The organism is Leisingera sp. CC-HEC096 (assembly GCF_059429235.1).
On sequence record NZ_JCAIJS010000001.1, the window covers coordinates 1,243,422 to 1,268,900 of the forward strand.

At 64.1% G+C, this 25,479-nt stretch carries 26 protein-coding genes; 14 read left to right on the plus strand and 12 right to left on the minus strand.

Features of this window, described 5'->3' with window-relative positions:
• Window positions 1-46 precede the first annotated feature (46 nt).
• The 8 genes from lptF to AC5STI_RS06155 all read left to right on the plus strand — a co-directional run bounded on the left by lptF (window position 47) and on the right by AC5STI_RS06155 (window position 9,028).
• A complete protein-coding gene (gene lptF, locus AC5STI_RS06120; protein ID WP_495446036.1) occupies window positions 47-1,165 on the plus strand; it encodes an LPS export ABC transporter permease LptF in 1,119 nt (372 codons plus the stop codon).
• The gene (gene lptG / locus AC5STI_RS06125; RefSeq protein ID WP_475052571.1) at window positions 1,162-2,265 is read left to right on the plus strand and encodes an LPS export ABC transporter permease LptG; all 1,104 of its coding nucleotides are present in this window, start codon (window positions 1,162-1,164) and stop codon (window positions 2,263-2,265) included. The genes lptF and lptG overlap by 4 nt, the downstream gene beginning before the upstream one ends.
• Window positions 2,249-4,429: an LPS-assembly protein LptD gene (locus AC5STI_RS06130; RefSeq protein WP_495446037.1), complete on the plus strand. Its 2,181-nt coding sequence runs from the start codon at window positions 2,249-2,251 to the stop codon at window positions 4,427-4,429. Before lptG ends, AC5STI_RS06130 begins: the two co-directional genes overlap by 17 nt.
• On the plus strand, window positions 4,414-5,673 hold the full coding sequence (locus AC5STI_RS06135) for a peptidylprolyl isomerase (protein ID WP_475052574.1): 1,260 nt from the start codon (window positions 4,414-4,416) through the stop codon (window positions 5,671-5,673). The genes AC5STI_RS06130 and AC5STI_RS06135 overlap by 16 nt, the downstream gene beginning before the upstream one ends.
• Window positions 5,670-6,641: a 4-hydroxythreonine-4-phosphate dehydrogenase PdxA gene (gene pdxA, locus AC5STI_RS06140; protein WP_495446038.1), complete on the plus strand. Its 972-nt coding sequence runs from the start codon at window positions 5,670-5,672 to the stop codon at window positions 6,639-6,641. The genes AC5STI_RS06135 and pdxA overlap by 4 nt, the downstream gene beginning before the upstream one ends.
• Before the next feature lie 84 nt (window positions 6,642-6,725).
• Window positions 6,726-7,568 carry a 16S rRNA (adenine(1518)-N(6)/adenine(1519)-N(6))-dimethyltransferase RsmA gene (gene rsmA, locus AC5STI_RS06145; RefSeq protein ID WP_495446039.1) on the plus strand — a complete coding sequence of 281 codons (843 nt, stop codon included), beginning with the start codon at window positions 6,726-6,728 and terminating at the stop codon, window positions 7,566-7,568.
• 38 nt (window positions 7,569-7,606) lie between these two features.
• Window positions 7,607-8,392: a pyridoxine 5'-phosphate synthase gene (locus AC5STI_RS06150; protein WP_495446040.1), complete on the plus strand. Its 786-nt coding sequence runs from the start codon at window positions 7,607-7,609 to the stop codon at window positions 8,390-8,392.
• A gap of 96 nt (window positions 8,393-8,488) precedes the next feature.
• On the plus strand, window positions 8,489-9,028 hold the full coding sequence (locus AC5STI_RS06155; RefSeq protein WP_495446041.1) for a GNAT family N-acetyltransferase: 540 nt from the start codon (window positions 8,489-8,491) through the stop codon (window positions 9,026-9,028).
• A 122-nt stretch (window positions 9,029-9,150) separates the two neighbouring features.
• Here the strand turns inward: AC5STI_RS06155 and AC5STI_RS06160 are convergent, their stop codons facing one another.
• The 3 genes from AC5STI_RS06160 to prfA all read right to left on the minus strand — a co-directional run bounded on the left by AC5STI_RS06160 (window position 9,151) and on the right by prfA (window position 11,954).
• Window positions 9,151-9,831 (minus strand): DUF4167 domain-containing protein, encoded by a 681-nt coding sequence (locus AC5STI_RS06160; RefSeq protein ID WP_490398013.1) that lies wholly within the window; start codon window positions 9,829-9,831, stop codon window positions 9,151-9,153.
• Window positions 9,832-10,044: 213 nt separating this feature from the next.
• Window positions 10,045-10,896 (minus strand): peptide chain release factor N(5)-glutamine methyltransferase, encoded by an 852-nt coding sequence (gene prmC, locus AC5STI_RS06165; protein WP_495446042.1) that lies wholly within the window; start codon window positions 10,894-10,896, stop codon window positions 10,045-10,047.
• A 2-nt stretch (window positions 10,897-10,898) separates the two neighbouring features.
• Complete coding sequence (prfA, locus tag AC5STI_RS06170) at window positions 10,899-11,954, minus strand: peptide chain release factor 1 (protein ID WP_495446043.1); 1,056 nt, start codon at window positions 11,952-11,954, stop codon at window positions 10,899-10,901.
• A gap of 60 nt (window positions 11,955-12,014) precedes the next feature.
• Here prfA and AC5STI_RS06175 point away from each other — a divergent pair, with 60 nt between their 5' ends.
• Window positions 12,015-12,314: a hypothetical protein gene (locus tag AC5STI_RS06175; protein ID WP_495446044.1), complete on the plus strand. Its 300-nt coding sequence runs from the start codon at window positions 12,015-12,017 to the stop codon at window positions 12,312-12,314.
• A 46-nt stretch (window positions 12,315-12,360) separates the two neighbouring features.
• Here the strand turns inward: AC5STI_RS06175 and AC5STI_RS06180 are convergent, their stop codons facing one another.
• The 5 genes from AC5STI_RS06180 to AC5STI_RS06200 form a co-directional block, all read right to left on the minus strand.
• On the minus strand, window positions 12,361-13,017 hold the full coding sequence (locus AC5STI_RS06180) for an imm11 family protein (protein WP_495446045.1): 657 nt from the start codon (window positions 13,015-13,017) through the stop codon (window positions 12,361-12,363).
• A gap of 333 nt (window positions 13,018-13,350) precedes the next feature.
• Window positions 13,351-13,791 carry a DUF1499 domain-containing protein gene (locus AC5STI_RS06185; RefSeq protein ID WP_475052593.1) on the minus strand — a complete coding sequence of 147 codons (441 nt, stop codon included), beginning with the start codon at window positions 13,789-13,791 and terminating at the stop codon, window positions 13,351-13,353.
• A 74-nt stretch (window positions 13,792-13,865) separates the two neighbouring features.
• A complete protein-coding gene (gene speB, locus AC5STI_RS06190; RefSeq protein ID WP_475052594.1) occupies window positions 13,866-14,813 on the minus strand; it encodes an agmatinase in 948 nt (315 codons plus the stop codon).
• Complete coding sequence (speB, locus tag AC5STI_RS06195; protein WP_495446046.1) at window positions 14,806-15,774, minus strand: agmatinase; 969 nt, start codon at window positions 15,772-15,774, stop codon at window positions 14,806-14,808. Before speB (AC5STI_RS06195) ends, speB (AC5STI_RS06190) begins: the two co-directional genes overlap by 8 nt.
• A gap of 78 nt (window positions 15,775-15,852) precedes the next feature.
• A complete protein-coding gene (locus AC5STI_RS06200) occupies window positions 15,853-17,019 on the minus strand; it encodes a M20 aminoacylase family protein (protein WP_495446047.1) in 1,167 nt (388 codons plus the stop codon).
• Window positions 17,020-17,082: 63 nt separating this feature from the next.
• Between AC5STI_RS06200 and mazG the strand changes: the two genes are divergently transcribed.
• The 4 genes from mazG (at window position 17,083) to AC5STI_RS06220 (ending at window position 19,961) form a co-directional block, all read left to right on the plus strand.
• Window positions 17,083-17,898, plus strand: a complete 816-nt coding sequence (gene mazG / locus AC5STI_RS06205; RefSeq protein ID WP_495446048.1) for a nucleoside triphosphate pyrophosphohydrolase — start codon at window positions 17,083-17,085, stop codon at window positions 17,896-17,898.
• 177 nt (window positions 17,899-18,075) lie between these two features.
• Window positions 18,076-19,017, plus strand: coding sequence for a nucleoside hydrolase (locus AC5STI_RS06210; RefSeq protein ID WP_495446049.1), 942 nt, complete (start codon window positions 18,076-18,078; stop codon window positions 19,015-19,017).
• Entirely contained in the window at window positions 19,014-19,463 is a 450-nt protein-coding gene (locus AC5STI_RS06215) for a GNAT family N-acetyltransferase (RefSeq protein ID WP_495446050.1), read from the plus strand. Before AC5STI_RS06210 ends, AC5STI_RS06215 begins: the two co-directional genes overlap by 4 nt.
• 222 nt (window positions 19,464-19,685) lie before the next feature.
• The gene (locus AC5STI_RS06220) at window positions 19,686-19,961 is read left to right on the plus strand and encodes a glycine zipper 2TM domain-containing protein (RefSeq protein ID WP_475052610.1); all 276 of its coding nucleotides are present in this window, start codon (window positions 19,686-19,688) and stop codon (window positions 19,959-19,961) included.
• 438 nt (window positions 19,962-20,399) lie between these two features.
• Here the strand turns inward: AC5STI_RS06220 and AC5STI_RS06225 are convergent, their stop codons facing one another.
• From AC5STI_RS06225 to AC5STI_RS06240, 4 genes are all read right to left on the minus strand, one after another.
• Entirely contained in the window at window positions 20,400-20,564 is a 165-nt protein-coding gene (locus AC5STI_RS06225) for a hypothetical protein (protein WP_495446051.1), read from the minus strand.
• Window positions 20,565-20,814: 250 nt separating this feature from the next.
• Window positions 20,815-22,089 carry a phosphopyruvate hydratase gene (gene eno, locus AC5STI_RS06230; RefSeq protein WP_027237328.1) on the minus strand — a complete coding sequence of 425 codons (1,275 nt, stop codon included), beginning with the start codon at window positions 22,087-22,089 and terminating at the stop codon, window positions 20,815-20,817.
• Between the two features lie 173 nt (window positions 22,090-22,262).
• Window positions 22,263-23,156: a DMT family transporter gene (locus AC5STI_RS06235; RefSeq protein WP_475052615.1), complete on the minus strand. Its 894-nt coding sequence runs from the start codon at window positions 23,154-23,156 to the stop codon at window positions 22,263-22,265.
• 157 nt (window positions 23,157-23,313) lie between these two features.
• On the minus strand, window positions 23,314-23,727 hold the full coding sequence (locus tag AC5STI_RS06240) for a Fur family transcriptional regulator (RefSeq protein WP_174146276.1): 414 nt from the start codon (window positions 23,725-23,727) through the stop codon (window positions 23,314-23,316).
• A 350-nt stretch (window positions 23,728-24,077) separates the two neighbouring features.
• Here AC5STI_RS06240 and AC5STI_RS06245 point away from each other — a divergent pair, with 350 nt between their 5' ends.
• Window positions 24,078-25,397 (plus strand): DEAD/DEAH box helicase, encoded by a 1,320-nt coding sequence (locus AC5STI_RS06245; RefSeq protein WP_495446052.1) that lies wholly within the window; start codon window positions 24,078-24,080, stop codon window positions 25,395-25,397.
• The last annotated feature ends 82 nt before the right edge of the window (window positions 25,398-25,479 follow it).

Below are 25,479 nucleotides of genomic sequence, written 5' to 3' on the forward strand. Positions count from 1 at the left end.
CACTAAGGTCCGGCAAAACAACAATGGCAAGATCTGGGGGGATCGGGTGTCACGCTACGACAGATATGTGCTGTCACAGTATCTGCTCTTCTTCGGCTTCTTTGCCCTGATTCTGGTTGCCGTGTTCTGGGTCAACCGGGCCGTGGTGCTGTTCGACCGGCTGATCGGCAACGGCCAATCTGCGCTGGTGTTTCTGGAATTCACCGCCCTGACCCTGCCGAACCTGATCCGCATGGTGCTGCCGATTGCCGCCTTCGGCGCCTCGGTCTGGGTCACCAACCGGCTCAACAGCGAGAGCGAACTGACGGTGCTGCGCGCCACCGGCACCAGTCCCTGGCAGATGGCGCGGCCCGCCCTGGCCTTTGGCATCATCACCGCATTGATGATGTCAGCACTGACCCATTACCTGCTGCCTGCCTCGATCAGCCAGCTCGAGGTGCGCGAAAGCGAGGTCTCCCGGAATATCACCGCCAAGCTGCTGAGCGAGGGCGACTTCCTGCACCCGGCGGATGGCGTCACCTTTTACATCCGCCAGATCGACCCGGACGGCACCCTGAACGATGTCTTCCTGTCGGACCGCCGTGACCCGGAACTGACCGTGACCTACACCGGCGCCCGCGCCTTTCTGGTGCGTGACGAGAGCAGCGCGCATCTGATCATGGTGGAAGGCATGGCGCAGCGGCTGGACCACACGACGCAGCGGATGTCGACCACGTTCTTTTCGGATTTCTCGTACGATATCAGCGCTCTAGCGCGGCAAGCTGAGAACCCGGCCCGCAACATCCGTGCCATCCCAAGCCTTGAGCTGATGACCGGCACAGAGGCCATCGCCCGCACCGATGGCTATTCCGCAGGCGCCCAGGCGGAGGAGCTGCACCTGCGCTTTGCCCGCGCGCTGGTTTGCGTGGCGGTGGCGCTGATCGGGTTTTCAACCCTCATGCTGGGCACCTTCTCCCGCTTCGGCGTCTGGCGTCAGGCCTTGCTGGCCTTTGTCGTTCTGATCTTTGTCGAGGGCCTGCGCGGGGTGGTGTCGGAGCCAGTGCTGGATAACCCCAGCCTGTGGCCGCTGATCTACCTGCCGACCTTTCTGGGGATCGCGGTGGCGCTGGTCTTCCTGATCCTGGCGTCCCGCCCCAAGCGCATCCGGCAGGAGGCCCCCGCATGAAGCTGGATCTCTATTACGCGCGCCGCTTCCTGCAATGGTTTCTGGTGATCTGCGCGGTTCTGATGACGCTGGTGGTGCTGATCGACCTGAACGAGCAGATCCGCCGCTTCGAAGGCGCAGAGCTCGGCCTGCCGCAGCTGGTCGGCCTCAGCCTGCTGAACATCCCGGCCGCGCTCAGCGAGTTCCTGCCGCTGATCATGATCCTCACCACCATCGTGCTGTTTGTCGGCCTCGCCCGCAGCAGCGAGCTGGTGGTGACCCGTGCCATTGGCCGCTCCGGCATTCGGGCACTGGCGGCGCCGGTGCTGGCGGCAGCCGCGATCGGCGGACTGGCGGTCACCATGCTGAACCCCATCGCGGCAGCCACCGCCAACCGCTATCAGGATCTGGCTGAGACCTACCACAATGGCGGACCCTCGGCGCTGTCGCTCAGCGGCGAGGGCCTGTGGCTGCGACAGGGCGGCGCCCGCGGACAGTCGGTCATCCATGCAAAAGGTTACAGCGGCGATGCCGCCGACATCACCCTGCATGACGTGTCTATCCACGCCTATACCAACGCCGGGGGCCCGGTGCGCCGCATCATTGCCGAAAGTGCCCGGCTGGATGGCAGCAACTGGGTTTTGTTCAACGCCAAATCCTGGCCGCTTGCCGCTGGCATCAACCCGGAATCCGGTGCCGCTGCGCATGACGAGCTGCAGCTGCCGACCACGCTGACCACCGACCGCATCCGCGACACGCTGGGCACTTCCAGCGGTATTTCGATCTACGACCTGCCCGCCACCATCCGCGAACTCTCCGCCGCGGGCTTCACCACCAAACGCTATGAGGTCCGGTATCAGGCGGAACTGGCCCGGCCGCTGTTCCTGATCGCCATGGTGCTGGTCGGCGCGTCCTTCACGATGCGGCACGCCCGCTTCGGTGGCACCGGCCTGGCGGTTCTGATGGCGGTGCTGTTGGGATTCGGGCTTTATTTTATCCGTAATTTCGCGCAAATCCTTGGCGAGAACGGGCAAATTCCGGTGGCGCTGGCCGCTTGGGCGCCGCCTGCCGCTGCAATATTGTTGACCTTGGGACTGCTTCTCCATGCCGAAGACGGGTAACCTGCGCCGGGCGCTGCTTCTTTCCGCCGTGCTGCCCTGGCTGGCGCTGACAGCCCCTGATTTGCAGGCGCAGACAGCAACGCCCCCTGATCCGGCGCAGCCCGCGATGCTGGTGGCCGATCAGGTCTTCATCACTCCGGACCGCACCTTGGTGGCTGAGGGCAACGTCGAGGCGTTCCAGGGCAATATCCGGCTGCGCGCCCGCAAAATCACCTTTGACCAGAGCACTGGCACCCTGCAGATCGAAGGCCCGATCCGCATCGACCAGGATGGCGACATCACCATCCTGGCCAACGCCGCCGAGCTGGACCGCGACCTGCGCAACGGCCTGCTGACCGGCGCCCGCATGGTCTTCCAGCAGCAGCTTCAGCTGGCCTCGCTGCAAATGACCCGGGTCAGCGGCCGCTATACGCAGCTGTACAAGACCGCTGTTACCTCCTGCCACGTCTGCGACGACGGCCGCCCGCCGCTGTGGCAGATCCGGGCCGAGAGGGTCATCCATGACCAGCAGGAACGCCAGCTCTATTTCGAGAGCGCCCAGCTGCGGGTGCTGGATGTGCCGGTGTTCTATTTCCCGGCCATCCGCCTGCCGGACCCGTCGCTGGAGCGCGCCAGCGGGTTTCTGGTGCCGTCTGTGCGCTCGACCTCGAACCTCGGGACCGGGGTTAAGGTGCCGTATTTCTTCACTCTCGGCCCGCACCGCGATCTGACACTGGCCCCCTATATCTCTTCCAGCACCCAGACGCTGGATGTGCGCTACCGCCAGGCGTTCCGCCGCGGCCGGATCGAGTTCAACGGCGCCTATACCCGCGATGACCTGTTCTCCGGGGAGGACCGCGGCTATCTCTTTGGCGAAGGCCAGTTCGACCTGCCGCGCGACTTCCGCTTCACTTTCGACGTCAAGGCGGTCTCAGACGACGCCTATGTGGCCGACTACGGCCTGCCGGACCTGGACCGCCTGCGGTCCGAGGCGGTGCTGACCCGGTCCAAGCGCAACAGCCTTTTCCGCACCTCGCTCACACATTACAAAACACTGCGCGAGAGCGAAGAGCAAAGCGATATCCCCTCCGGCATCGCAGAAGCCTTCTACCAGACCCGCTATTTCCCGGCCCTCACTGGCGGTGAACTGCGGCTGACGCTGCAGGGCCACGGCCACCACCGCAGCTCCAGCATTGAAGGCACCGCCACCGACAGCAACGGCCGAGACCTGTCCCGGCTGACCGCCGATATCGACTGGCGCCGCAGCTGGCGTTTGGGCAACGGTGTCCTCGCGGAATGGGAAATCGGCGCCGCCGGCGATGCCTTCCGCGCCTACGACGACGCCTTCTTTACCGAGGAAGTCACCCGCCTCACCCCGCGCAGTGCGCTGACCCTGCGCCTGCCGATGATCCGCCGCGAAGCCAGCGGGGCCAGCCAGTACCTGGAGCCGATCCTGCAGCTGGGATGGCGTGACGAGGGCGGCGGCAACGTGGTCAGCGAGGAAAGCCGCTTTGTCGAATTCGACCAGGGCAACCTTCTGTCGCTGTCGCGCTTCCCCTCGACCGATGCCCGCGAAGACGGGCTGACCCTTGTCTACGGCGCCAACTGGGCCCGCTATGCGCCCACCGGCTGGCAGGCCTATGCCACCGCGGGCCAAGTACTGCGCAGCGACGCCGACGGCCGGTTCACAAAAAGCTCCGGCCTGGGCGGCACCACATCGGATATCCTGCTGGCGGGCCAGATCAAATACGGCGACAGCCTGGCCATTTCGACCCGCGGCCTGCTGAACGGGTCATTGAACTTCTCCAAGGCCGAATTCCGCGGCGAATGGCACACCAGCCGCTCCAGCCTCTCCGGCACCTATCTGTGGCTCGGCACCGACCCGGAGGAAGACCGGGCCGAGGAAAGCTCCGAACTTTGGGTTGACGGACGCTATGACATCAACCCCAACTGGTCCGCCAGTGCCCGGCTGCGCTATGACATAGCCGGTGCCCAAGCTACCCGCGCGGGCCTCGGCGTGGCGTACAGCAATGAATGCGTGACGGTCGACCTTTCGGTCAACCGCCGCTATACCTCAACAACAAGTGTTGAGCCGACAACGGATTTCGGCTTTACCATCTCGCTGAGCGGATTTTCCGTAAAAAGCGGCAGCAAACAGTACAGGCGGTCATGCAGCAAGACGTGAATACCCGGTTCCCGGCTCCTTTCCTTTCCCGTGCTCTCAAAACTGCCGCCGCGCTGGCGTTGGCAGCAGGGCTGGCCTGGAGCGGCCTGCCCGCGGGCGCACAGAACCTCTTTGCCCCGGCGGTCACCGTGAATGATCAGGTCATCACCCGGTATGAGCTGGAACAACGCGCCCGCTTCCAGGCCGCACTGCGAGTGCCGGGCGATCCGCTGGAAACCGCCCGCGAAGAACTGATCAACGACCGTCTCAAACTGGATGTGCTGGAACAAGCAGGGATCGAACTCAGCGACGAAGACATCACTGCGGGCATGGAAGAGCTGGCAGGACGCGCCAATCTGTCGCTCAACGATTTCGTCACCGCGCTGCAGCAGCAGGGTGTTTCGCCGCAGACACTGCGCGATTTCACCAAGGTCGGGCTCGGCTGGCGCGAGTACACCCGCGCCCGCTTTCTGTCCCGCGCCCGCCCCACGCCGGAAGAGATCGACCGCGCCATGGGCACGGCGGGCAGCGGCAGTGTCCAGGTGCTGCTGAGCGAATTCATCGTGCCGGTCAACGACCAGAACGCCGCCCAGGTCGAGGAACTGGTGGAGCAGGTCGCCCAGCTCAAAGGCTATGACAGTTTCTCCGCCGCTGCCGCCCAATATTCAGCCGCCGGCAGCCGCAGCGACGGCGGCCGCCTGCCTTGGATGCCGCTGACCAAGCTGCCGCCGCAGCTGCAAGAGGTTGTGCTGGCGCTGCAGCCCGGTGAAATCTCCGAGCCGCTGCCGCTGCAGGGCGCCGTGGCGCTGTTCCAGATGCGCGGCCTGCGCGAGGTGGAAGGCGCTGCCCCGCGCTACACCGCGATTGAATATGCCACCTATTTCCTGCCCGGCGGGCGCACACCCGAGACCCTGGCCGCCGCGCAGCGTGTGGTGAACAGCGTCGACACCTGCCAAGACTTCTATGGTCTTGCGCAAGGGCAGGATCCATCTGTTCTGGCGGTTGAAAGCCTGCCGCCCTCTGAGATCCCCAGCGATGTCGCACTGGAACTGGCCAAGCTGGACCCGGGCGAAACCTCCACCGCACTGACCCGCAACAACGGCCAGACCCTGATGGTGCTGATGCTCTGCGGCCGCACCGCCGACCTCGGTGAAGGCGCCAACCGTGAAACCGTAGCCAATGCGCTCGTGGCACAGCGGATGACCTCTCTGGTCGACAGCTATCTGGAACAGCTGCGCGCGGATGCGCGGATCGACATCAAATGAGCCGGCCCGGGCCCATTGCACTGAGCTGCGGCGAACCCGCAGGCATCGGCCCGGAAATCGCCGTCAAGGCCTGGGACGCCCTGCGCGGCGCCTGCCCGTTCTTCTGGATCGGCGACCCGCGCCACCTGCCCGCCGGCACCCCGGTCAAGGAGATCTCTGCCCCGGCAGAGGCCGCGGCAGTTTTCGCCGACCACTTTCCGGTGCTCCCGCTCTCCTTCGGCGGCAGCGCGGTCAAGGGCACTGCCGACCCGGCCAATGCCGCCGGAGTGATCCAATCCGTTGAGACCGCCGTGCGGCTGGTCCAGCAGGGGGAAGCCTCTGCCATCTGTACCGCCCCCATCCACAAGAAGGCGCTGATTGACGGCGCAGGCTTTGCCTACCCCGGCCATACCGAATTCCTCGCGGCGCTGGCGGGCCGCGATCGCGTGGTGATGATGCTGGCCAGCGAGCAATTGCGTGTGGTGCCCGCCACCATCCACATCGCGCTTGCCGACGTGCCCAAGGTGCTGACCCCGGGCCTGCTGCGCGAAACCGTTGAGATCACAGCCGCCGGGCTGCGCGATCAATTCGGCATCAACTCCCCCCGCATCGCGGTCGCGGGACTGAACCCGCACGCGGGTGAAGGCGGCGCCATGGGATCTGAGGAACTGGACTGGATCAACGGCCTGATCGGCGAAATGCAGAGCGAGGGGCTGGACATCACCGGCCCGCATCCTGCGGACACGATGTTCCATGCCGCTGCCCGCGCGCGCTACGACGCGGCGGTCTGCATGTACCACGACCAGGCACTGATCCCAATCAAGACACTGGACTTCGACCGCGGCGTCAACGTGACGCTGGGCCTGCCTTTCATCCGCACCTCACCCGACCACGGCACCGCCTTCGACATCGCAGGCACCGGCCAGGCCAACCCCTCCAGCCTCATCGAGGCGCTGAAACTGGCACAGGACATGGCGGCCAGCTCTTGAACCTTCTTCTTGCTGCAAATATCCCCGCCGGAGGCATGAAACCTCTGGCGCGCCCGTTCCGCCATGCGCCACAGTGGAGCTGACATGAGCGCCATCGACAATCTCCCCCCGCTGCGCGAAGTGATCGCGACGCATCAGCTTTCGGCCCGCAAGTCGCTGGGCCAGAACTTTCTGCTGGACCTGAACCTGACGGCCAAGATCGCCCGCCAGGCAGGCGACCTGACCGGCTGCGACGTGCTCGAGATCGGCCCCGGCCCCGGCGGCCTGACCCGCGGCCTGCTCGCCGAGGGCGCGCGCCGGGTGCTGGCAGTGGAGAAGGACAGCCGCTGTCTGCCCGCGCTGCAGGAGATCGCGGAGGCCTACCCGGGCCGCTTTGAGGTGATCAACGGCGACGCGTTGGAGATCGACCCGCTCGAACACCTGACGCCGCCGATCCGCATCGCCGCCAACCTGCCCTATAACGTCGGCACCGAACTGCTGGTGCGCTGGCTCACGCCCAAGGAATGGCCGCCGTTCTGGCAGAGCCTCACCCTGATGTTCCAGCGCGAGGTGGCCGAGCGCATCGTGGCGCAGCCCGGCTCAAAGGCCTATGGCCGTCTGGCGATCCTGGCCCAGTGGCGGGCCGAGGCGCGCATCGTGCTGTCGCTGCCGCCCGGCGCCTTCACCCCGCCGCCCAAGGTCTCCAGCGCTGTGGTGCATCTGGACGCCCTGCCGGAACCGCGCTTCCCGGCCGATGCCGCGATCCTGTCGCGTGTTGTCGCCGCCGCCTTCAACCAGCGCCGCAAAATGCTGCGCGCCTCATTGAAGGGCATCTCTCCCAATATAGAGGCGCATCTGACCGCCGCCGGCATCCCGCCGACCGAGCGTGCCGAACAGGTGAGCCTTGAGGCCTTCTGCGCGCTGGCGCGCGAGCTGGCCAAGGCCTGAACCTCTTCCCGAATTCCTTGCCGGAGCCTGATTGCCCGATGACCCAACCGGTTACGCCCCGCCCGACCTTGCTGTCCGTGAACGTCAATGCTGTTGCCTACCTGCGTAACCGGCGCGAGGTGCCCTGGCCCAACCTGATCGACATCGCCCGCGCCATCCTGCAGGCCGGTGCCCATGGCATCACGGTGCATCCGCGCCCGGATGAGCGCCACATCCGTTTCTCCGACCTGCCGGACCTCGCCCGCCTGATCGCCGATGAATTCCCGCAGGCGGAGTTCAACATCGAGGGCTACCCGACCCGCCATTTCATCGACCTGGTGCTGGAAAACAAACCGCAACAGGTGACGCTGGTGCCCGATACGCCCGAACAATCCACCTCCGACCACGGCTGGGACTTTGCCGCCGATGGCGAAATGCTTCTGCCCATCGCCGAAGAGTTCAAGGCCGCGGGCATCCGGGTTTCCTATTTCGTGGACGCCAATCCGGCTGACCCGGCGCTGGCGCAGCAGGCTGGCGCAGACCGGATCGAATTCTACACCGGGCCTTACGCCAACCAGACCGCGCCTGACGCCATTCAGCAGGAACTGGCCGGGATCAAGGCCACCGCAGACGCCGCCCGCCAGCTTGGCGCAGAGGGCAGCAGCACCGCGCTGATGATGAACGCAGGCCACGACCTGACCGTGGACAACCTGCCCGCCCTGCGCCAGGCCATTCCTGATCTGGCCGAGGTGTCCATCGGACACGCCCTCACCGCCGATGCGCTGATGCTGGGTTTCCCCGAAGCAGTACGCCGCTACCTGCGGGTGCTGGGCCACGAAGCTTGACTGCCTGGCGACGCAGCCGGCCCGGCGCTTGACGGCCCGCCCCCCGGCTGCCCTATGCTGCGTGCACCAGCCAGCCAACAGGCACAGGAGCAGCGGATGGAGTTTTCATCAGAATACCGCGGCCATACATCTGAAATCATCAGCCTTTTCCGGGCGGTTTTCGCCGCCTCTGAGGGGGACGCCGAAGGCGATCTGATCGCGGGCCTCGTCCGCGATATCTGCGCCAAAACGCCGGAACAGGACTTTTTCGTCTATTCGGCTTGGGACGGCCATACGCTTATCGGCTGCATCATCTATTCTCGTCTGCGTTACGATCAGGACAGCCGCACGGTGTTCATCCTGTCGCCGGTTGCCGTCTCAACCAGCCGGCAACGGCAGGGCATCGGTCAGGCGCTGCTTAGGCATGGGCTGGACGAGATCCGTAAACAGGGCGTCGACGTTGCCGTCACCTATGGCGACCCCGGCTATTACAGCAGGGTTGGCTTCCGCCAGATTACCGAAGCGCAGGCCGCCGCCCCGCTGTCCCTGAATTTCCCGGAAGGATGGCTGGCGCAGCCCCTCAACGGCGAAGAGCTTGCCCCGTTGCGCGGCCCTTCGGCCTGTATCGAAGCCTTGAACAACCCCGATTACTGGTAGCGTCAGGTAAAGGCCGCGTCCGACGTCAGCGTTAGCTGCTGCTAACAAAACGCCTCCCGAAAGGAAAAATCCCCCGGGGCATCGGCACCGGGGGACTTCTATCAAATTTGGTTCTGAACCGCTTATTCAGCCGCTTCCGCCGGACCGTCTTCGGTCTTGGGTTTGGGCTTAGCGCGCGAGCGGGTAGTCTTCTTCGGCGCGGGCTTGGCTTCCGCATCGCCGCCGTCTCCAGCCGGTGCGGCATCTTCGGCCTTGGGCGCGGGCTTGCGGGTCCGCGGCTTGCGGGCCGGGGCCTTTTTCGGTGCGGCCTCAGCCGGAGTGTCCGCAGGTGCAGACTGACTTTCCGGGGTTTCCACCAGACCGCTGTCCGCGCCATTGCCGTTTTCGCCGCGCGGGTCGATCACCTCAGGCTGCGGCGAGCCAGCCGGATCCGCTGCCGGAGCAGCCGCCGCAGCTTCACGCTCCTGGCGCTCCAGGCGTTCGGCCCGCTCACGGTCGCGCTCGGCCTGGCGTTCGCGGTTCTGGCGCTCCTGCTCTTCGCGGCGCGCCTCGATTTCGCGCTGTGCCTCGTTCAGCATGCGCAGATAATGCTCTGCGTGCTGCTGGAAATTCTCCGCGGCAACCCGATCATTGCTCAGCTGCGCATCGCGGGCCAGCTGATTGTATTTGTCGATGATCTGCTGCGGCGTTCCGCGCACCTTGCCTTCGGGACCGGAGCTGTCAAACACGCGGTTGACAACATTGGCGCCATTGGGACGGTTCCGGTTCGACTTGGAACGTGAACGTGATTTGGACGATCTCATCTGCCTAACGTCAGCCTTGAGTTAATGCGCCGTAGACCCATTCGTGCGCGCCTCAGCGCCGGATCATCAGCTTTTTTGGGCTTGATGCCGCGGGAAGGCTTGCAAAGCTTTCTCCTCAAGCGGCTCCCTCTGAGTAACCATTTTACGAAGCCCCAGACAAGGGGCACAATAGTATTTTCTGAGTTTTTTCTTTCGAAATCGCGAATTTCCGCGTCAAATGCTGCTCTTCATGCTGGAATGCGCCCGCACCACCCGGTCGCGGCCGTCCAGATCCTGCAGCACGGCAATGCCGCTCAGCCCTGCCGTTTCCAGCAGCGCGCTGACAGCCTGCCCCTGCGTCGGGCCTATTTCCAGCAGCACCCTGCCGCCCGGCGCCAGGTGTTCCCCCACCTGAGCCGCAATCTGCCGGTATGCCCCCAGCCCGTCGCCGCCATCGGTCAGCGCAATGCCCGGCTCATGCCCGCGCACCTCTGCCGACAGGTCCTCCATCTCGTCCAGCGCAATATAAGGCGGGTTGGAAACGATCAGGTCGAAATGCCCCTCGACCCCCTCGAACCAGTCCGATTGCTGGATATCAGCCCGCGCCTGAACCCGGTGCAGCACCGCATTCGCACTGGCCTGCAGGCAGGCAGCCTCGCTGATGTCCACACCCAGCCCGCTTGCCTCCTGCCGTTCCGCCAGCAGCGTCACCAGAATGCAGCCGGAGCCGACGCCGAGATCCAGGACCCGGCTATAGGGCTCCGCCAGCGCCGCCTCGATCAGGATTTCGGTCTCGGGCCGCGGGTCCAGTACATCGCGCGACACCTTGAAACGGCGGCCGTAGAACTCCCGCTCACCTATCAGATGCGAGACCGGAACACGCACGGCCCGCAGCGCAATCAGCTGCTCATAGCGCTCGGCCACTTCCGGCGCCAGTTCCTCAGGCGCGATCAGCGTGACCCGGCTGGCCTCGATCCGGGCCGCATGGGCCAGCAATACCCGCGCATCCCGCGCCGGGTCCTGAACCCCTGCCGCCCGCAGCCGCGCCGTTGCTGCCGCCATCGCCTGTGCCGCCGTCTCTGCCATGCCTACTGCCCCATCTCGGCCAAGAGCCGCGCCTGATTTTCCGCTGTCAGCGCGTCGATAACCTCATCCAGATCGCCGCCCATCACCTGATCCAGCTTGTAAAGCGTCAGATTGATACGGTGATCGGTCATCCGGCCCTGCGGGAAGTTGTAGGTGCGGATCCGCTCCGAGCGGTCGCCGGAGCCCACCTGGCTCGCCCGGTCCGCCGAGCGTTCGCTGTCGATCCGCTGCCGCTCCATGTCATAGAGCCGCGTTTTCAGCACCTGCATGGCAATCTCGCGGTTGCGGTGCTGGGACTTCTCCGAGCTTGTCACCACGATCCCGCTCGGCAGGTGGGTGATCCTGACCGCCGAGTCGGTGGTGTTCACATGCTGCCCGCCCGCGCCCGAGGCCCGCATGGTGTCGATGCGGATGTCATTGGCATCAATATGGATATCCACGTCCTCAGCTTCCGGCAGCACGGCCACCGTCGCCGCTGAGGTATGGATGCGCCCGCCGCTTTCGGTCGTCGGCACCCGCTGCACCCGGTGCACGCCGGATTCATACTTCAGCCGGGCAAAGACATCCTCGCCCTTGATATGGGCTACCACCTCCTTGATGCCGCCCAGCTCGGTCGCCTGTTCCTCGATGATGTCGAACTTCCAGCCCTGCCCTTCGGCATAGCGCTGGTACATGCGCAAAAGGTCACCCGCAAACAGCGCCGCCTCATCGCCTCCCGTACCGGGGCGTATTTCCAGCATCGCCGGACGGCTGTCTGCCGCATCCTTGGGCAGCAACGCCAGCTGCAAAGCGTGCTCGGCCTCAGGGATCGCCGCCTTCAGCGCCGGGATCTCCTCCGCCGCAAGATCCTTCATATCCGGGTCCGCCAGCATCAGCTCAGCCTCTTCCAGATCGCTCAGCAGCTTACGGTAGGCCGTGACCTGCTCCGCCACGGGGCGCAGATCGGAATACTCCTTGGCCAGCGCCGCAATATCCCCGCCCCCGGCGCCATCCGCCATCGCGGCTTCAAGATACTGAAACCGCTGCAGGATCTGTTCCAGCCGTTCTTCGGGAACCATGGGCGCGCCTATTCTTGTTCATGTTTTGGCCAAATTGCCCCCATGTGATATGCTAGAGCCATGCGACATGCCAGAGTCCTTATTGCCACAATCCTCCTCACTCTGCCCTGCATGGCACTGGCGGATGTGAAGGGTCCAGGCGGCAAAACCATCGATTGCTACTGCACAGATAAGTCCGGCGCCCGGGTGGAACTGGGTGAGCTTCGCTGCCTGCAGGTGGACGGGCGCATGTTCATGGCGCAATGCCAGATGTCGCTGAACGTGCCGATGTGGCGCGAGGTGCAAAGCAGCTGCCTGTCGGCGTCGCTGGGGGATGTGCCCGGCATGTCGAGCGCGCCACCGCAGGTACCTCTGCTCTGATGTTTCTAATCTGGCAGACCAGTACCCCCGGCTCGCCGGGCTGGTTTCAGACCTCAGAAATTCCCACTTCGTAAAACCTCATTCCCACGCAGCCTGCCGTCTCAGCCAGCGCTTTGAACTCACTGGTGCACAGGACTTCTCTCGACTTCTGATCACGCCACAGCATTGCGCCTTTCAGCGCGGATCGATGCACTCGGCTTTTAGGCATAAGTCCCGGAATGGTCGATCCATCGTGAAAGGCAATGGTCTGGGTCTCGCTGTTTTCAACATCCAGAGAATCCTTTGTCTGCTTCACCGCAGCAAAGAAATACTCCGGCTTGTCGATCACCCTGCCATGACGCAAGTCATACAACTGTGATACAGGCACAAAACTGCACAGCTCGGGATCGGCAGCCAAAATGGCTTCCTTCAACTCCCGGCGGAACGCAGGAAAATCATCTTCCACCCAACTGAATTGGCCAAGTACATCCGGCAATTCTCTTATTTCCGGATTGATAAGCGTCCAGTGACTGGCAAAGTTACGCTTTGCCTCCTCATCAAAACTTCCCGCTTCGATATGACGGATACGTGACGTCCATTTGCCTTCAGGCCACGGACTAGGAGCCTCTCCTGCTCTTGGCGAAAATTCGAAGGTAACTGACCGTTTGTCTCCATGCGCCATAATTGGCCGGTAGCAAAGCATTTCTTTGCAATCACTTGTCATATGTCACGTCCTCAATCAGCAACCCCTGCTGCATAGGCCCTTCTTATTAGAGCTTTCAAGCGCATCAGTCTTCGCAAACCAACGCCGCCCCTCCGCGCTGGCTCAAGGATGGCGCAGCCTCCGCGTGCCAGCACAGCTTGCCCTTGACGCGGCAGAAACAAAAATCAGACTAGCGTCTTCACGCGCAGCCCAGCCCCTGAATCGCTTCGCGGAAAAACCACAGGCTCTGCCGCCCCAGGCGGAAGAGCCCGCGCCGCGCCCAGCGCGGCGCCCGGCCCAACTGCGGGGGGCTTTTCCAAAAGCCCGCGAACAGGCGGGAGAACGCTCTGCCGGTTACTCGCTGGCCGAAGCCTCTTGCGGGGCCTCTTCCATCTCCGCCAGCCAGCCGTTGATCCGCTCCTTGTTGGCGCCCAGGTCTGAGCGGCCAAAGCGCAGCCGGGCATAGACCTTCAGCAGATCGCCGTCCTGCGCCGCGGTGGTGTAGTCTGGAAACCCCAGCAATTGGGTGCGGGTAATATAGGTGGCCATCCCGTCGTCCGGGCCGCCAGCCAGAACGCTGGTGCGCGGCGCGGTGCTGGCGATCTGGTGGAACCGCTCCAGCCCGTCCGGGCCGGTGCGCACCACCCGGAAAACGCCGCCGCGGAACTCTTTGTCCTCGGTGAACTCCGGCTGGGTGTTCCAATCCAGCGGATCACTGGGCGCCAGCCGGATGAACCCCAGCCCGGCGACCACAGCGGCCAGCACCAGCCAGCCAAACAGCATCAGCCGCTTCATTGCGGTTTCAAGGTCAACCCTTGCCTCCTCCCTGCGCGGCCCTCCCCCGGCCTATACGCTTGAGGCCGGACCGCTTATCTCGTTGCCACCCCCGGCAGTACGCACAGCAGCTCATAGAGCAGGTTTGCGCCCACCAAGGCGGTGTTGCCCGAGGGATCATAGGGCGGCGACACCTCCACCAGGTCGCAACCCACGATATTGACCCCCTTCAGGGACCGGATCAGCTCCAGCGCCTGAGGCGTTGTCAGCCCGCCGATTTCAGGCGTGCCGGTGCCCGGCGCATAGGCCGGGTCAAGGCTATCAATATCATAGCTGACATAGACCGGCCTATTGCCGATATCGCGGCGAATTTCCGCACCCATCTGATGCAGCTGCCGCCCCCACAGCTCCTGCGCCGGGAAGTGCTGAAAGCCCCAGCTTTGCGCCTCGGTAAAGTCCGTTGCCGCATAGCCGGTGCCGCGGATGCCGATCTGATAGGTCTTGTCCGGAACAATCAGCCCTTCCTCGAAGGCGCGGCGGAACACGGTGCCGTGGGTTTCGCGCTCGCCGAACATCTCGTCGTTCACATCCGCGTGGGCATCCACATGCACCAGCGCAACGGGGCCGTATTTTTTCGCGATGGCGCGCAGGATCGGCAGGGTGATCGAATGATCACCGCCCATCGCCACCGGGATCACCCCGCCCGACAGAATCGCCTCATAGCTCTCCTGGATGATCCTCAGCGAATCCGGCAGCGAGAAGGTGTTGATCGCCAGATCGCCGATATCGGCAATGTTCAGGCTGTCGAACGGCGCCGCGCCGGTGGCCATGTTATAGGGCCGCAGCATCGCGCTTTCGGCGCGGATCTGCTTGGGGCCGAACCGTGTGCCCGACCGCCAGGAGGTACCGATATCCATCGGAACCCCCAGAACCGCAACATCCAGGCCGTCCAGCGAGGTTGCCTGCGGCAGCCGCATAAAAGTGTTCGGTCCCGAAAACCGGGCCAGGTCATTTCCGCTGATCGGTTGATTGAAGTCAGTCATTGTCTCTCATGTTCCAGCCCAGAAGGCAGATGATCTCCGTCGCCACATGTGCCCCGGCAATAGCAGTTGCGCCGGTTGTGTCAAAGGGGGGAGAGACTTCCACCACGTCACCGCCCTTGATATTGATGCCGGCAATCTCCCGAAGGATGCGCGCCACCTGCGCCGAGGTCAGCCCGCCCCAGACCGGCGTGCCGGTGCCGGGCGCATAGGCCGGATCCAGGCAGTCGATGTCAAAGGTCAGATAGACCGGCCGGTCGTCCAGGATCTCCTTGATCCGGCGTGCGGTCTCCACCGGGCCGATCTCATTCACGGTGGGAGCATCAATGATATTGACCCCCAGCGTATCCTCATTGGTGGTGCGGATCCCCACCTGAACTGAGGTCTTTGGGTCCACGATCCCGGTCTTCACCGCCTTATAGAACATGGTGCCATGATCCACCCGGTCCATGTTGTCATCCGGCCAGGTGTCTGTATGCGCATCGAACTGCAGCAGTGAAATCGGCCCGTATTTCTCGGCATAGGCTTTCAGGATCGGAAAGCTGATATAGTGATCCCCGCCCAAGACGACCGAGGCCGTATCCGCCGCCAGAATGCCCCGGATATGCTCCGTCAGCGCCGCCGGAAACTCCGGCACATTGGCATGGTCAAAGGCCAGATCGCCGTAATCCGCAATCGCCAGGGTGCTCAGCGGCTTATGCGGCCAGCCATAGGGCTCATCCGGGCTTTGCAGGGCAGAGGCTTCGCGGATCGCCCGCGGCCCCAGCCGCGTTCCGGGCCGGTTGGTCACCGCCTGGTCGAACGGCACTCCGGTGACGGCAATATCCACGCCGGTCAGATCCTTGGTGTACTTGCGGCGCAGAAAGGACGTCGCCCCGCCAAAGGTGATCTCGAAACTCAACCCCTTCAGATCCTCGCGGGTGAAGGCGTGATCGATCATGTGCTTTGCGTCTTCCAGTGCCATGACGGTGCGTCCCTGTTGTGAGAGTTCTTTGTTTGATCAAATACCCGCTGCGCAAGCGGGTGTCATCTGGCCTGGATTTTACCCGCTCACCGGCTGAGCCCGCTCCACCAGCCGGGCAAAGAATGAGGCTCCCACCGGCGAAATCTCATCGTTGAAGTCGTATTTCGGATGATGCAGCCCGGCGGTATCCCCCTGCCCCAGGAACAGGTAGGAGCCGGGCCGCGCCTGCAGCATGTAGGCAAAATCCTCCGCCCCCATCTCGCGCCCGCCGTCCGGCTCGACATTGGACTCGCCCGAGATTTCCTTGGCCACATCAACGGCAAAGGCTGTCTTTTCCGCGTCGTTGAAAGTCGCCGGATAGCCGATCTCATAGTCCAGCTCCGCCTCGACGCCATAGCTGGCCGCCTGCCCCGCGACGATCTCCTTCATCCGCCGCATCACCATCTTCTGCACCTCCGGGTTAAAGGTGCGCACGGTGCCGTTGATATAGGCGGTGTCCGGGATCACGTTGTCGGTGCTGCCGGTGTGGATCTGGGTGACAGAAACCACCAGATCCTCCAGCGTATGGTGGTTGCGCGACACAATGGTCTGGATCGCCTGCGCCATGCCGCAGGCCGCCATCACCGGGTCACGGGTTTCATGCGGCATGGCACCGTGGCCGCCAACCCCCTGAATATGAATGTGGAAAGTATCGACCGCGGCCATCAGCGCTCCCGGCGTGGTCAGGAAATGCCCAACAGGCAGGCCCGGCGAATTGTGCAGCGCATAGACCTCACCGATACCGAAGCGCTCCATGATGCCTTCCTCGACCATGATGCGGGCACCGCCAATCGCCTCTTCCGCGGGCTGGAAGATAAGCGCCACCCGGCCCCTGAAGTTGCGCGTCTCCGCCAGATATTTCGCCGCCCCCAGCAGCATCGTGGTATGCCCGTCGTGACCGCAGGCGTGCATATTGCCTTCATGGCCCGAGACATACTCCACCCCGGTCTCCTCCGGGATCGGCAGCGCGTCCATGTCGGCGCGCAACCCGATGGTCGGCCCGTCCCCTTGCCCGTTGATGATCGCCACCATACCCGTCTGCGCGATCCCTTCATGAAGTTCATCCACCCCGAACTCCCGCAGCCGCTCCGCCACAAACGCCGCCGTCTTGGGCAGGTCCAGCGCCAGTTCCGGGATCTGGTGCAGATGCCGCCGCCAGGCCTTCATCTCCTCGGCGTAATCGGCAATACGGTTCACAACGGGCATTGGGGTGGACTCCTGCTCCAGACTCGGGATGATGCATCTGACACCGGAAAATGAGCAGCCGCAATGCAAGAAACAGACCTGATCCACGACGAAACCGCGGGCATCGAAAGGCTCCTGGAGATCATGGCGCGCCTGCGCGACCCGCAAGCCGGCTGCCCCTGGGATATCGAGCAGGATTTTGCCAGCATCGCCCCCTATACCATTGAAGAGGCTTACGAAGTTGCCGACGCGATCGAGCGCGAGGCCTGGGATGAACTGAAAGGCGAACTGGGCGATCTGCTGTTCCAATCCGTCTTCCACGCCCGGATGGCGCAGGAAGCCGGGCATTTCACTTTCCAGGATGTGGTCACCACCATGTCCAACAAGATGGTCTCCCGCCACCCGCATGTCTTCGGCGACGAAAGCCGCGAGAAATCCGCCGAACAGCAGACTCGCGACTGGGAGGCGATCAAGGCCGCCGAGCGGGCCGGCAAGGCGCAGAAGGGCACGCTGGATGGCGTTGCCGTCGGCCTGCCCGCCCTGCTGCGCGCCTACAAGCTGCAGAAACGCGCCGCCCGCGTCGGCTTTGACTGGCCGTCGGCTGACAACGTCATCGCCAAGATCACCGAGGAATGCGCCGAACTGGTCGAAGCCCGCGACAGCCTCTCCCAGGCGGAAGTCGAAGAAGAATTCGGCGACCTCCTGTTTGTGATGGCCAACCTGGGCCGCCATCTGGGTGTCGAGCCCGAAGCCGCGCTGCGCGCCGCCAACGCCAAGTTCACCCGCCGGTTCCAGGGCGTCGAGGCCAAGCTTGCCGCCCGCGGCAAACGCCCCGAGGACAGTGACCTGGCCGAGATGGACGCGCTTTGGGACGAAGTCAAAGCAGACGAGCGCGCCTGAGCGCTCCCCTCGGCTTCATCTTTCCTCAAATACTCAATTTCCGGCCGCCAGCGGCCGGGCAAGCCGCAAATTGCTGCCGCAGAAAACCTTAGGAAATTCGCACTGCCCCGCCAGTCGGCGGTTCAATCCCGGCTGAACTGCGCGTAGTGTCGTGGCTCACGAATTGCGGAGACAGCGATGAGCGCCAGGAAAATCATCATCGACACCGACCCGGGGCAGGATGATGCCGTCGCCATCCTGCTCGCACTGGCCAGCCCTGACGAGCTGGATCTGCTGGGCATCACCTGTGTCGCGGGCAATGTGCCGCTGCCGCTCACCAGCAAGAACGCCCGCATCGTCTGCGAGGCCGCAGGCCACACGGATGTACCCGTCTTTGCGGGCAGCAAGGCGCCGCTTTACCGCCCGCTGATCACCGCGGAACATGTGCACGGCCAGACCGGCCTCGACGGCCCGAAGCTGTGGGAGCCGCAGATGCCGCTGGCCGGGGACAATGGCGTCGATTTCATCATCGAAACCCTGCGGGCGCATGAACCGGGCACCGTCACCCTCTGCACCCTGGGTCCGCTCACCAATGTCGCCGCTGCCTTCAACACCGCACCCGACATCATCGAGCGGGTGCAGGAGATCGTGATGATGGGCGGCGCCTATTTTGAGGTGGGCAACATCACCCCGGCAGCCGAATTCAACATTTATGTCGATCCGGAAGCTGCTGAAATCGTGTTCAGATCCGGCGCGCCGATCACCGTTATGCCGCTCGATGTGACACATAAGGTACTGGCCACCAAGCCGCGAGTGGAGGCGATCCGCGCTCTCGGTACCCGCGTCGGCCATTTTACCGCTGAAATGCTCGATTTCTTCGAGCGCTTCGATGTGGAGAAATACGGCTCCGAAGGCGGCCCGCTGCATGATCCCTGCGTCATCGCCTGGCTGCTCAGACCTGAACTCTTCTCCGGCCGCCATGTGAATGTGGAAATCGAAACCGCCTCCGCTCTCACTCTCGGCATGACAGTCGCAGACTGGTGGGGTGTCACGGACCGCACACCCAACGCCCTGTTCATCGGTGATGCCGACGCGGACGGCTTCTTTGATCTTCTAACCGAAAGGCTCGCCCGCCTATGAGCGCCGCCCTGCATCTCGCCAAGCCTGAGCATCTGGATACCGTGCTGTCGCTGGTCGCCGCCTTCCATACCGAATCCGGGCTGGAGAGCAGCGACGAGCACCGCCGCGCCGGGATCGAGCCCCTCTTGAACGGCCACCCCTATGGCGCCGTCTACCTGATTGGACCCACCCGGGCGCCGATCGGCTATATCGTGATCACTTTCGGCTGGTCAGTGGAGTTTGGCGGCATGGACGGTTTTGTGGATGAGCTTTACATCCGTCCTGCGGTGCGCGGCCGCGGCATCGCCACCGAGGTTCTGACCGAGCTGCCGAAATCACTGGCCACCGCTGGAATGCGCGCCCTGCATCTTGAAGTCGACCGGGAAAATGAAACCGCTCAGCGGCTCTACCTGCGCACCCGGTTCCAGCCGCGCAAGAACTACATTCTGATGACCAAGACCCTGTAACTCTGCGGCAGCCAATACGTTTCCGGGCCGGACTTCGCGCTGAAATGCGGTCCGCCCCAGCCGTGCGGCGGAAGCTTGCCGCCCGGCACCCGGCGCGGGCGGATCGGCGCCGCAGCGGAAAATTCACCCCACAAACCGGAACCATCCGTCAGCAGGTGGCGTTATAGTGCCATCCGCGGCCCTCAAACAGGCCGTCCGGACCAACGAAATTGGAGGAAAATCATGAATTTCCGCTGGATTCCCGTTCTCGCTACCAGTGCCGCCCTGGGCCTGGGCGCCTGTACCAACCTGACCCCGGAACAGCGCACAGTCGCTGGCGTGGCAGGTGGTGCCGCAGCCGGCCTGATCGCTGCCGATGCGCTCAAGGCCGACGACGACTGGCGCCTGATCGCCGCACTGGGCGGCGCAGCAGCTGGCACTTTGGTTGCACAGAACAACCAGACCCAGCAGTGCGCCTATTCCCGCGGTGACGGCACCTATTACACTGCCCCCTGTTAATGCTGCCAACTGGCGCCCCGCCCCCGGTCAGGGCGCCAGTTGCAGGCGCTAGCCCCCCGGTCGCCTGACTATAGCCCGGCCAGCAACGGGTAATTGTCGGACATGTCCATCCGCATCACCGGATCGCCGGCCGACGCCGGCTGACCGCTGATCGGGTATGTCCCGGCCCCGCTGCACCCCACAAGTGCTGAAAGAACTGCACAGATCGCCACTGTGCGCATAAACCGCGTTTTCATGGCCTGTCCCCCCTTTCCCGCAGCACCCGTGCGCCGCGCAAGATCAACCTAGCATGACGCCTGCGTGAGCGTCTGTGATCCGGGCCACACATGCAATTTCCGGAAGGTAACGCTCTGATAAAAGCGTGTTTTCTGACAGGTGCCAGCTCTTACGCTGCGGGCTTTCCAGCCCCAGCCGCGCCAGGGAAACGGGGCAAGCGGATCAGACTGCCGCCAATGACGGGCAATCGCTCGCGTCAAGTTCCAGCACCGGGTCGTCGGGCCCGCACTCCTCACCGCTGATTGGATAAGTACCGGGCTCGGTGCACGCAGCAAGCAGCAGCGGCAGAGACAACAAGGCAAGGATGATGATGCGGACGGGGGTCATGTGAGGCTCCTGCATTGACGGTGAGCGGGTACAGAATGCCCGTTTCCGGCAAAGCAGGCCTTGATGCGTGTTAAGGCCCGGCCCTGACTGTTCCGGGCGCGCCGACGATGGCGCTGCGGCTCCTGAGGTCTACCCAAGCCCGCCCTGCGAAAGACCGCCAGCATACACGACTGGACGTGACCTCCCCCCCGAAAAAAAGCGCCTCGAACAATCGTTCAAGGCGCTTTGCGTCTTCCGGCTGGAGACGCTCTTACTTCAAGATCGAACGGCCCGCGTATTCGGCCACTTCACCCAGCATTTCCTCGATGCGGATCAGCTGGTTGTACTTCGCGAGCCGGTCAGAACGCGCCAGCGAGCCGGTCTTGATCTGACCGCAGTTGGTGGCAACCGCCAGGTCGGCGATGGTGGCATCCTCGGTCTCGCCGGAGCGGTGCGACATCACGTTGGTGTAGCGCGCGCGGTGGGCCATATCGACCGCCTTCAGGGTCTCGGTCAACGAGCCGATCTGGTTCACCTTGACCAGCATCGAGTTGGCGCAGCCGCGCTCAATGCCCTCGGCCAGACGCGCCGGGTTGGTCACGAACAGGTCGTCGCCCACCAGCTGCACCTTGTCGCCGATTTCCTGGGTCAGGGCCTTCCAGCCGTCCCAGTCATCCTCGGACATGCCGTCTTCGATGGAGATGATCGGATAGTCGTTCACCAGCGCCGCCAGATAGGCCACGTTTTCCTCGGACGACAGGGTCTTGCCCTCGCCGGACAGCACGTATTTGCCGTCCTTGTAGTATTCGGTCGCCGCACAATCTAGCGCCAGGTAGATCTCCTCGCCCGGCTTGTAGCCAGCCTTCTCGATGGATTTCAGAACGAAATCCAGCGCTTCGCGGGTGGAGGCGATGTTGGGTGCAAAGCCGCCCTCGTCGCCGATCCCGGTGCTGAGGCCCGCCGCCGACAGTTCTTTCTTCAGGGTGTGGAACACCTCGGAGCCCATGCGCACGGCTTCGCGGATGTTGTCCGCAGCCACCGGCATGATCATGAATTCCTGAATGTCGATCGGGTTGTCGGCATGCTCGCCGCCGTTGATGATGTTCATCATCGGCACCGGCAGGACACGCGCCGAGGTGCCGCCGATATAGCGGTACAGCGGCTGGGTGGTGAAATCTGCCGCGGCCTTGGCCACCGCCATCGACACGCCCAGGATCGCGTTGGCACCCAGGCGGCCCTTGTTCTCGGTGCCGTCCAGCTCGATCATCGCCTGGTCAACCGCAACCTGCTCGGTGGCGTCAAAGCCGACCAGCTCTTCGGCAATCTCGCCGTTCACCGCAGCAACCGCTTCCAGCACACCCTTGCCCATGTAACGGGACTTGTCGCCGTCGCGCTTCTCCACCGCCTCATAGGCGCCGGTCGACGCGCCCGAAGGCACGGCGGCGCGGCCCATGGTGCCGTCTTCCAGGATCACGTCGACCTCAACCGTCGGGTTGCCCCGGCTGTCGAGGATCTCACGGGCGTGAATGTCGATAATGGTGCTCATCTGTCCATCCTTGGTTGGGCCTGAAAGCGGCGCGTTCTGTTGCCAGCGTCATACCAGCCGCGGGGGAAATGTAAACCACGCTCGTTATCGCTAACACGTCTAAATCCGGCAGGTTAGGGCTAACAAAACGCTGTTTGCGCCAACAGGGCGGAGGATTTCTGCCAGGCGGGACCTCAGGCCGCAGCCGCTGCCGCACGGCGTGCCCGCCGCGCCAGCCGCTGCTCGCGGACAAAGGTATACAGCCCGGACCCGATAATCAGCGCCGCCCCGCTCAGGGTCAGCGTGTCGGGCCGCTCGCCAAAAACGATGACGCCCACCAGAATCGAAAACAACAGCCGGGTGTAGCGGAACGGCGTCACCGCCGAGGCATCCCCCACCCGCATCGCAGTCACGATGCCATAGTAGCCCAGCACCCCGAACAGCACCCCGCCTGCCATCATCAGGTATTCGTTCTGCTCCATCACCTGCGCCTCGCCAGGGGTGAAGGCCAGCAGCAGCAGCCCCGCAGGGATAACTGCCAGAAACGCCTGGAAGCTGACAACGGTGGAAGGCACCGCGCTGTCCATCACCCGTGTCATCAGGTCCCGCGTGGCCACGCCCAGCACCGCAATCACCACCAGCAGGGCCGCCGGTTCAAAACTGTCGAGCCCCGGGCGGATGATCAGCAGAACCCCGGCAAAGCCGGTGCAGATTGCCAGCCAGCGCCGCCAGCCGACCTGCTCGCCCAGAAACAGCGCCGCGCCCATGGTGATCACCAGCGGCGTCGCCTGGAACACGGCAGCCACGACTGAGATATCGACCAGCGCCAGCGCCGAGGCAAACCCCATCGCCGACACCGCCTCGGTCCCCGCCCGCAGCACCGGCCGCAGCCGCCAGCTGCGCGGCGCGAACAGGCGGTGCCCCTGCATCTTCGCCATCACAGCAAAGACCAGCCCGCTGCCGATACCGAGGAAAATCAGGATCTGCCCCACCGGCAAGGTGCCTGACAGCTGCTTGATGAACATGTCTTCAAGCGTGAAAAACGCCATCGAGGCAATGACCAGCAGAATGCCGTGCAGGTTGTTCATGAGCGCGCGTCCATCGTTCCGCCCGGCGGGGCTGCCGGGTTCCGTGGGACAAAAGCGGCAAAATACTCCCGCAGCAACTCCGTTTCCGACCCGCCGCGATGACAAGACGTGAGCACACGTATCAATTTCCGTGATACGTCGGGCGCCACCTGCCGCCTCAGTCCTGCTTGCGCGGCACCCCGTAAAGCTCCAGCTTGTGCCCGCGCAGCTCATAGCCCAGCTTGCGGGCGATCCGCTCCTGCAGCTCCTCGATCTCCGGGTCGCAGAACTCGATCACCTCGCCCGAATTCATGTCGATCAGGTGGTCGTGATGCTCGCGGTCGGCATCCTCATAGCGCGCCCGCCCGTCGCCGAACTCCAGCCGCTCCAGAATGCCCGCTTCCTCGAACAGCTTCACGGTGCGATAGACGGTGGCAATCGAAATCCCGGCATCCATCGCACTGGCACGGGCATAAAGCTCCTCGACGTCAGGATGATCATCGCTGTCCTGCAGCACCTGGGCAATCACCCGGCGCTGGCCGGTCATGCGCAGGCCCTTGCGCTCGCAGCGGGCGATAATCGTCTTTGCCATTTGCGTCCTCGCGGTTTTCTGGGCTTCCTCTTTAACGGATGCAAACTGCGCCGAAAACAGGCTTTTCACGTGCATCAGCAGTTGACAAACCGCTTATCCACAGCCATTTGGCACCCAGGCATCCCTCCCTGCCGCGTGAGCAGAGACCAATACCGGCCGCACCGCATGTGCGTAACAGAACACCCGGGGTCTAGTGATATGCCGCCATTCCCAAAATCACGCGTGGGGATTGCAGAGGCCAGCGGCCTGGCATCCGGCCAGCGCGCGCCCGAGGTCCCTGCCCCGCATGAAACCGCTGCCGTGCAGCGGACCCGGCCAGTGCAGACCGCAGGGCCGTGAAAGGACGATACGTGACTGAATTTTCGACCATGGGGCTGCCTGAGAAGCTCCTCGCCCGCCTCCAGGACATGGGTCTGAACGACCCCACCCCGATCCAGGCCCGCGCCATTCCTCATGCCCTCAACGGCAAGGACGTGCTGGGGCTGGCGCAAACCGGCACCGGCAAGACGGCCGCCTTTGGCGTGCCGCTGATCGCGCAGATGATGCAATACGGCCGCAAGCCCGCCGCCAACACCGTGCGCGGTCTGGTGCTGGCCCCGACCCGCGAGCTGGCCAACCAGATCGCCGACACCCTCAAGGGCCTGACCGAAGGCACCCCGATGAAGGTCGGCCTGGTGGTCGGCGGCGTCTCCATCAACCCGCAGATCTCCCGCATCGCAAAGGGCACCGACATCCTGGTCGCCACCCCGGGCCGCCTGATCGACATTCTCGACCGCGGCGCGCTGGACCTCGGCTCCTGCGACTTCCTGGTGCTCGACGAGGCCGACCAGATGCTGGACCTCGGCTTCATCCACACCCTGCGCAAGATCGCAGCGCTGCTGCCGACGGAACGCCAGACCATGCTGTTCTCGGCGACCATGCCCAAGCAGATGAACGAGATCGCCAACTCCTATCTGCAAAGCCCCGTCCGGATCGAGGTCTCGCCTCCGGGCAAGGCTGCCGACAAGATCACCCAGTCGGTGCATTTCATCGCCAAGGCGGAAAAGCTGAGCCTGCTGAAGGAGTTGCTGGCAGAGCACAAGGACGAGCGCGCGCTGGTCTTCGGCCGCACTAAATACGGCATGGAAAAGCTGATGAAGGTGCTGGATAAGGCAGGCTTTGCCGCCGCCGCGATCCACGGCAACAAAAGCCAGGGCCAGCGCGAGCGCGCCCTGGCTGCCTTTAAGTCCGGCGACATCAAGGTGCTGGTTGCCACCGACGTGGCCGCCCGCGGCCTGGATATCCCGGACGTCAAGCACGTCTACAACTACGAGCTGCCGAATGTGCCCGACGCCTATGTCCACCGCATCGGCCGCACCGCGCGCGCAGGCAAGGATGGCGCCGCCATCGCCTTCTGCTCGCCGGATGAGATGGACGAGCTGAAGGCGATCCAGAAGGTGATGAAGATCACCATCCCCGTCGCCTCCGGCCGCGCCTGGGAAGCGATGCCCGATCCGGCCGCACCCGCCGGCAAGCCAGGCGGCCGTCCCGGCGGACGCCGCGGCGGCGGCAAACCCGGCGGTCAGCGCCGCCGAGGCGGCGGCGGCGGCGGCACCAGCGGCCAGGGCAAACCTCAGGGCAGCAAGCCCGGCAACGCCCAGCGCCGCGGCCAAAAGCAGCGCGCACGCTGAAGCTTCCCCGCCAGCGCCGGGTCAAGGGGCCCGCAGGGACCGCGCGGCACGCGCGGCCTGCCCTTGACGCGGCGCTGGCGGA

What these genes read in the sequence shown, in the direction of transcription:
- speB (WP_495446046.1), bottom strand. Translation starts at nt 15,774, where the DNA reads ATGGCACTGGAAGACGCAAAGCACATGATCGATCACGCCTTCACCCGC.
- lptG (WP_475052571.1), top strand. Translation starts at nt 1,162, where the DNA reads ATGAAGCTGGATCTCTATTACGCGCGCCGCTTCCTGCAATGGTTTCTG.
- AC5STI_RS06235 (WP_475052615.1), bottom strand. Translation starts at nt 23,156, where the DNA reads ATGAACAACCTGCACGGCATTCTGCTGGTCATTGCCTCGATGGCGTTT.
- AC5STI_RS06200 (WP_495446047.1), bottom strand. Translation starts at nt 17,019, where the DNA reads ATGCCCGTTGTGAACCGTATTGCCGATTACGCCGAGGAGATGAAGGCC.
- AC5STI_RS06225 (WP_495446051.1), bottom strand. Translation starts at nt 20,564, where the DNA reads ATGACCCCCGTCCGCATCATCATCCTTGCCTTGTTGTCTCTGCCGCTG.
- AC5STI_RS06210 (WP_495446049.1), top strand. Translation starts at nt 18,076, where the DNA reads ATGAGCGCCAGGAAAATCATCATCGACACCGACCCGGGGCAGGATGAT.
- AC5STI_RS06240 (WP_174146276.1), bottom strand. Translation starts at nt 23,727, where the DNA reads ATGGCAAAGACGATTATCGCCCGCTGCGAGCGCAAGGGCCTGCGCATG.
- prfA (WP_495446043.1), bottom strand. Translation starts at nt 11,954, where the DNA reads ATGGTTCCCGAAGAACGGCTGGAACAGATCCTGCAGCGGTTTCAGTAT.
- prmC (WP_495446042.1), bottom strand. Translation starts at nt 10,896, where the DNA reads ATGGCAGAGACGGCGGCACAGGCGATGGCGGCAGCAACGGCGCGGCTG.
- AC5STI_RS06185 (WP_475052593.1), bottom strand. Translation starts at nt 13,791, where the DNA reads ATGAAGCGGCTGATGCTGTTTGGCTGGCTGGTGCTGGCCGCTGTGGTC.
- AC5STI_RS06135 (WP_475052574.1), top strand. Translation starts at nt 4,414, where the DNA reads ATGCAGCAAGACGTGAATACCCGGTTCCCGGCTCCTTTCCTTTCCCGT.
- pdxA (WP_495446038.1), top strand. Translation starts at nt 5,670, where the DNA reads ATGAGCCGGCCCGGGCCCATTGCACTGAGCTGCGGCGAACCCGCAGGC.
- AC5STI_RS06175 (WP_495446044.1), top strand. Translation starts at nt 12,015, where the DNA reads ATGCGACATGCCAGAGTCCTTATTGCCACAATCCTCCTCACTCTGCCC.
- rsmA (WP_495446039.1), top strand. Translation starts at nt 6,726, where the DNA reads ATGAGCGCCATCGACAATCTCCCCCCGCTGCGCGAAGTGATCGCGACG.
- AC5STI_RS06150 (WP_495446040.1), top strand. Translation starts at nt 7,607, where the DNA reads ATGACCCAACCGGTTACGCCCCGCCCGACCTTGCTGTCCGTGAACGTC.
- AC5STI_RS06180 (WP_495446045.1), bottom strand. Translation starts at nt 13,017, where the DNA reads ATGACAAGTGATTGCAAAGAAATGCTTTGCTACCGGCCAATTATGGCG.
- AC5STI_RS06160 (WP_490398013.1), bottom strand. Translation starts at nt 9,831, where the DNA reads ATGAGATCGTCCAAATCACGTTCACGTTCCAAGTCGAACCGGAACCGT.
- AC5STI_RS06220 (WP_475052610.1), top strand. Translation starts at nt 19,686, where the DNA reads ATGAATTTCCGCTGGATTCCCGTTCTCGCTACCAGTGCCGCCCTGGGC.
- AC5STI_RS06155 (WP_495446041.1), top strand. Translation starts at nt 8,489, where the DNA reads ATGGAGTTTTCATCAGAATACCGCGGCCATACATCTGAAATCATCAGC.
- mazG (WP_495446048.1), top strand. Translation starts at nt 17,083, where the DNA reads ATGCAAGAAACAGACCTGATCCACGACGAAACCGCGGGCATCGAAAGG.
- eno (WP_027237328.1), bottom strand. Translation starts at nt 22,089, where the DNA reads ATGAGCACCATTATCGACATTCACGCCCGTGAGATCCTCGACAGCCGG.
- speB (WP_475052594.1), bottom strand. Translation starts at nt 14,813, where the DNA reads ATGACTGACTTCAATCAACCGATCAGCGGAAATGACCTGGCCCGGTTT.
- AC5STI_RS06130 (WP_495446037.1), top strand. Translation starts at nt 2,249, where the DNA reads ATGCCGAAGACGGGTAACCTGCGCCGGGCGCTGCTTCTTTCCGCCGTG.
- AC5STI_RS06215 (WP_495446050.1), top strand. Translation starts at nt 19,014, where the DNA reads ATGAGCGCCGCCCTGCATCTCGCCAAGCCTGAGCATCTGGATACCGTG.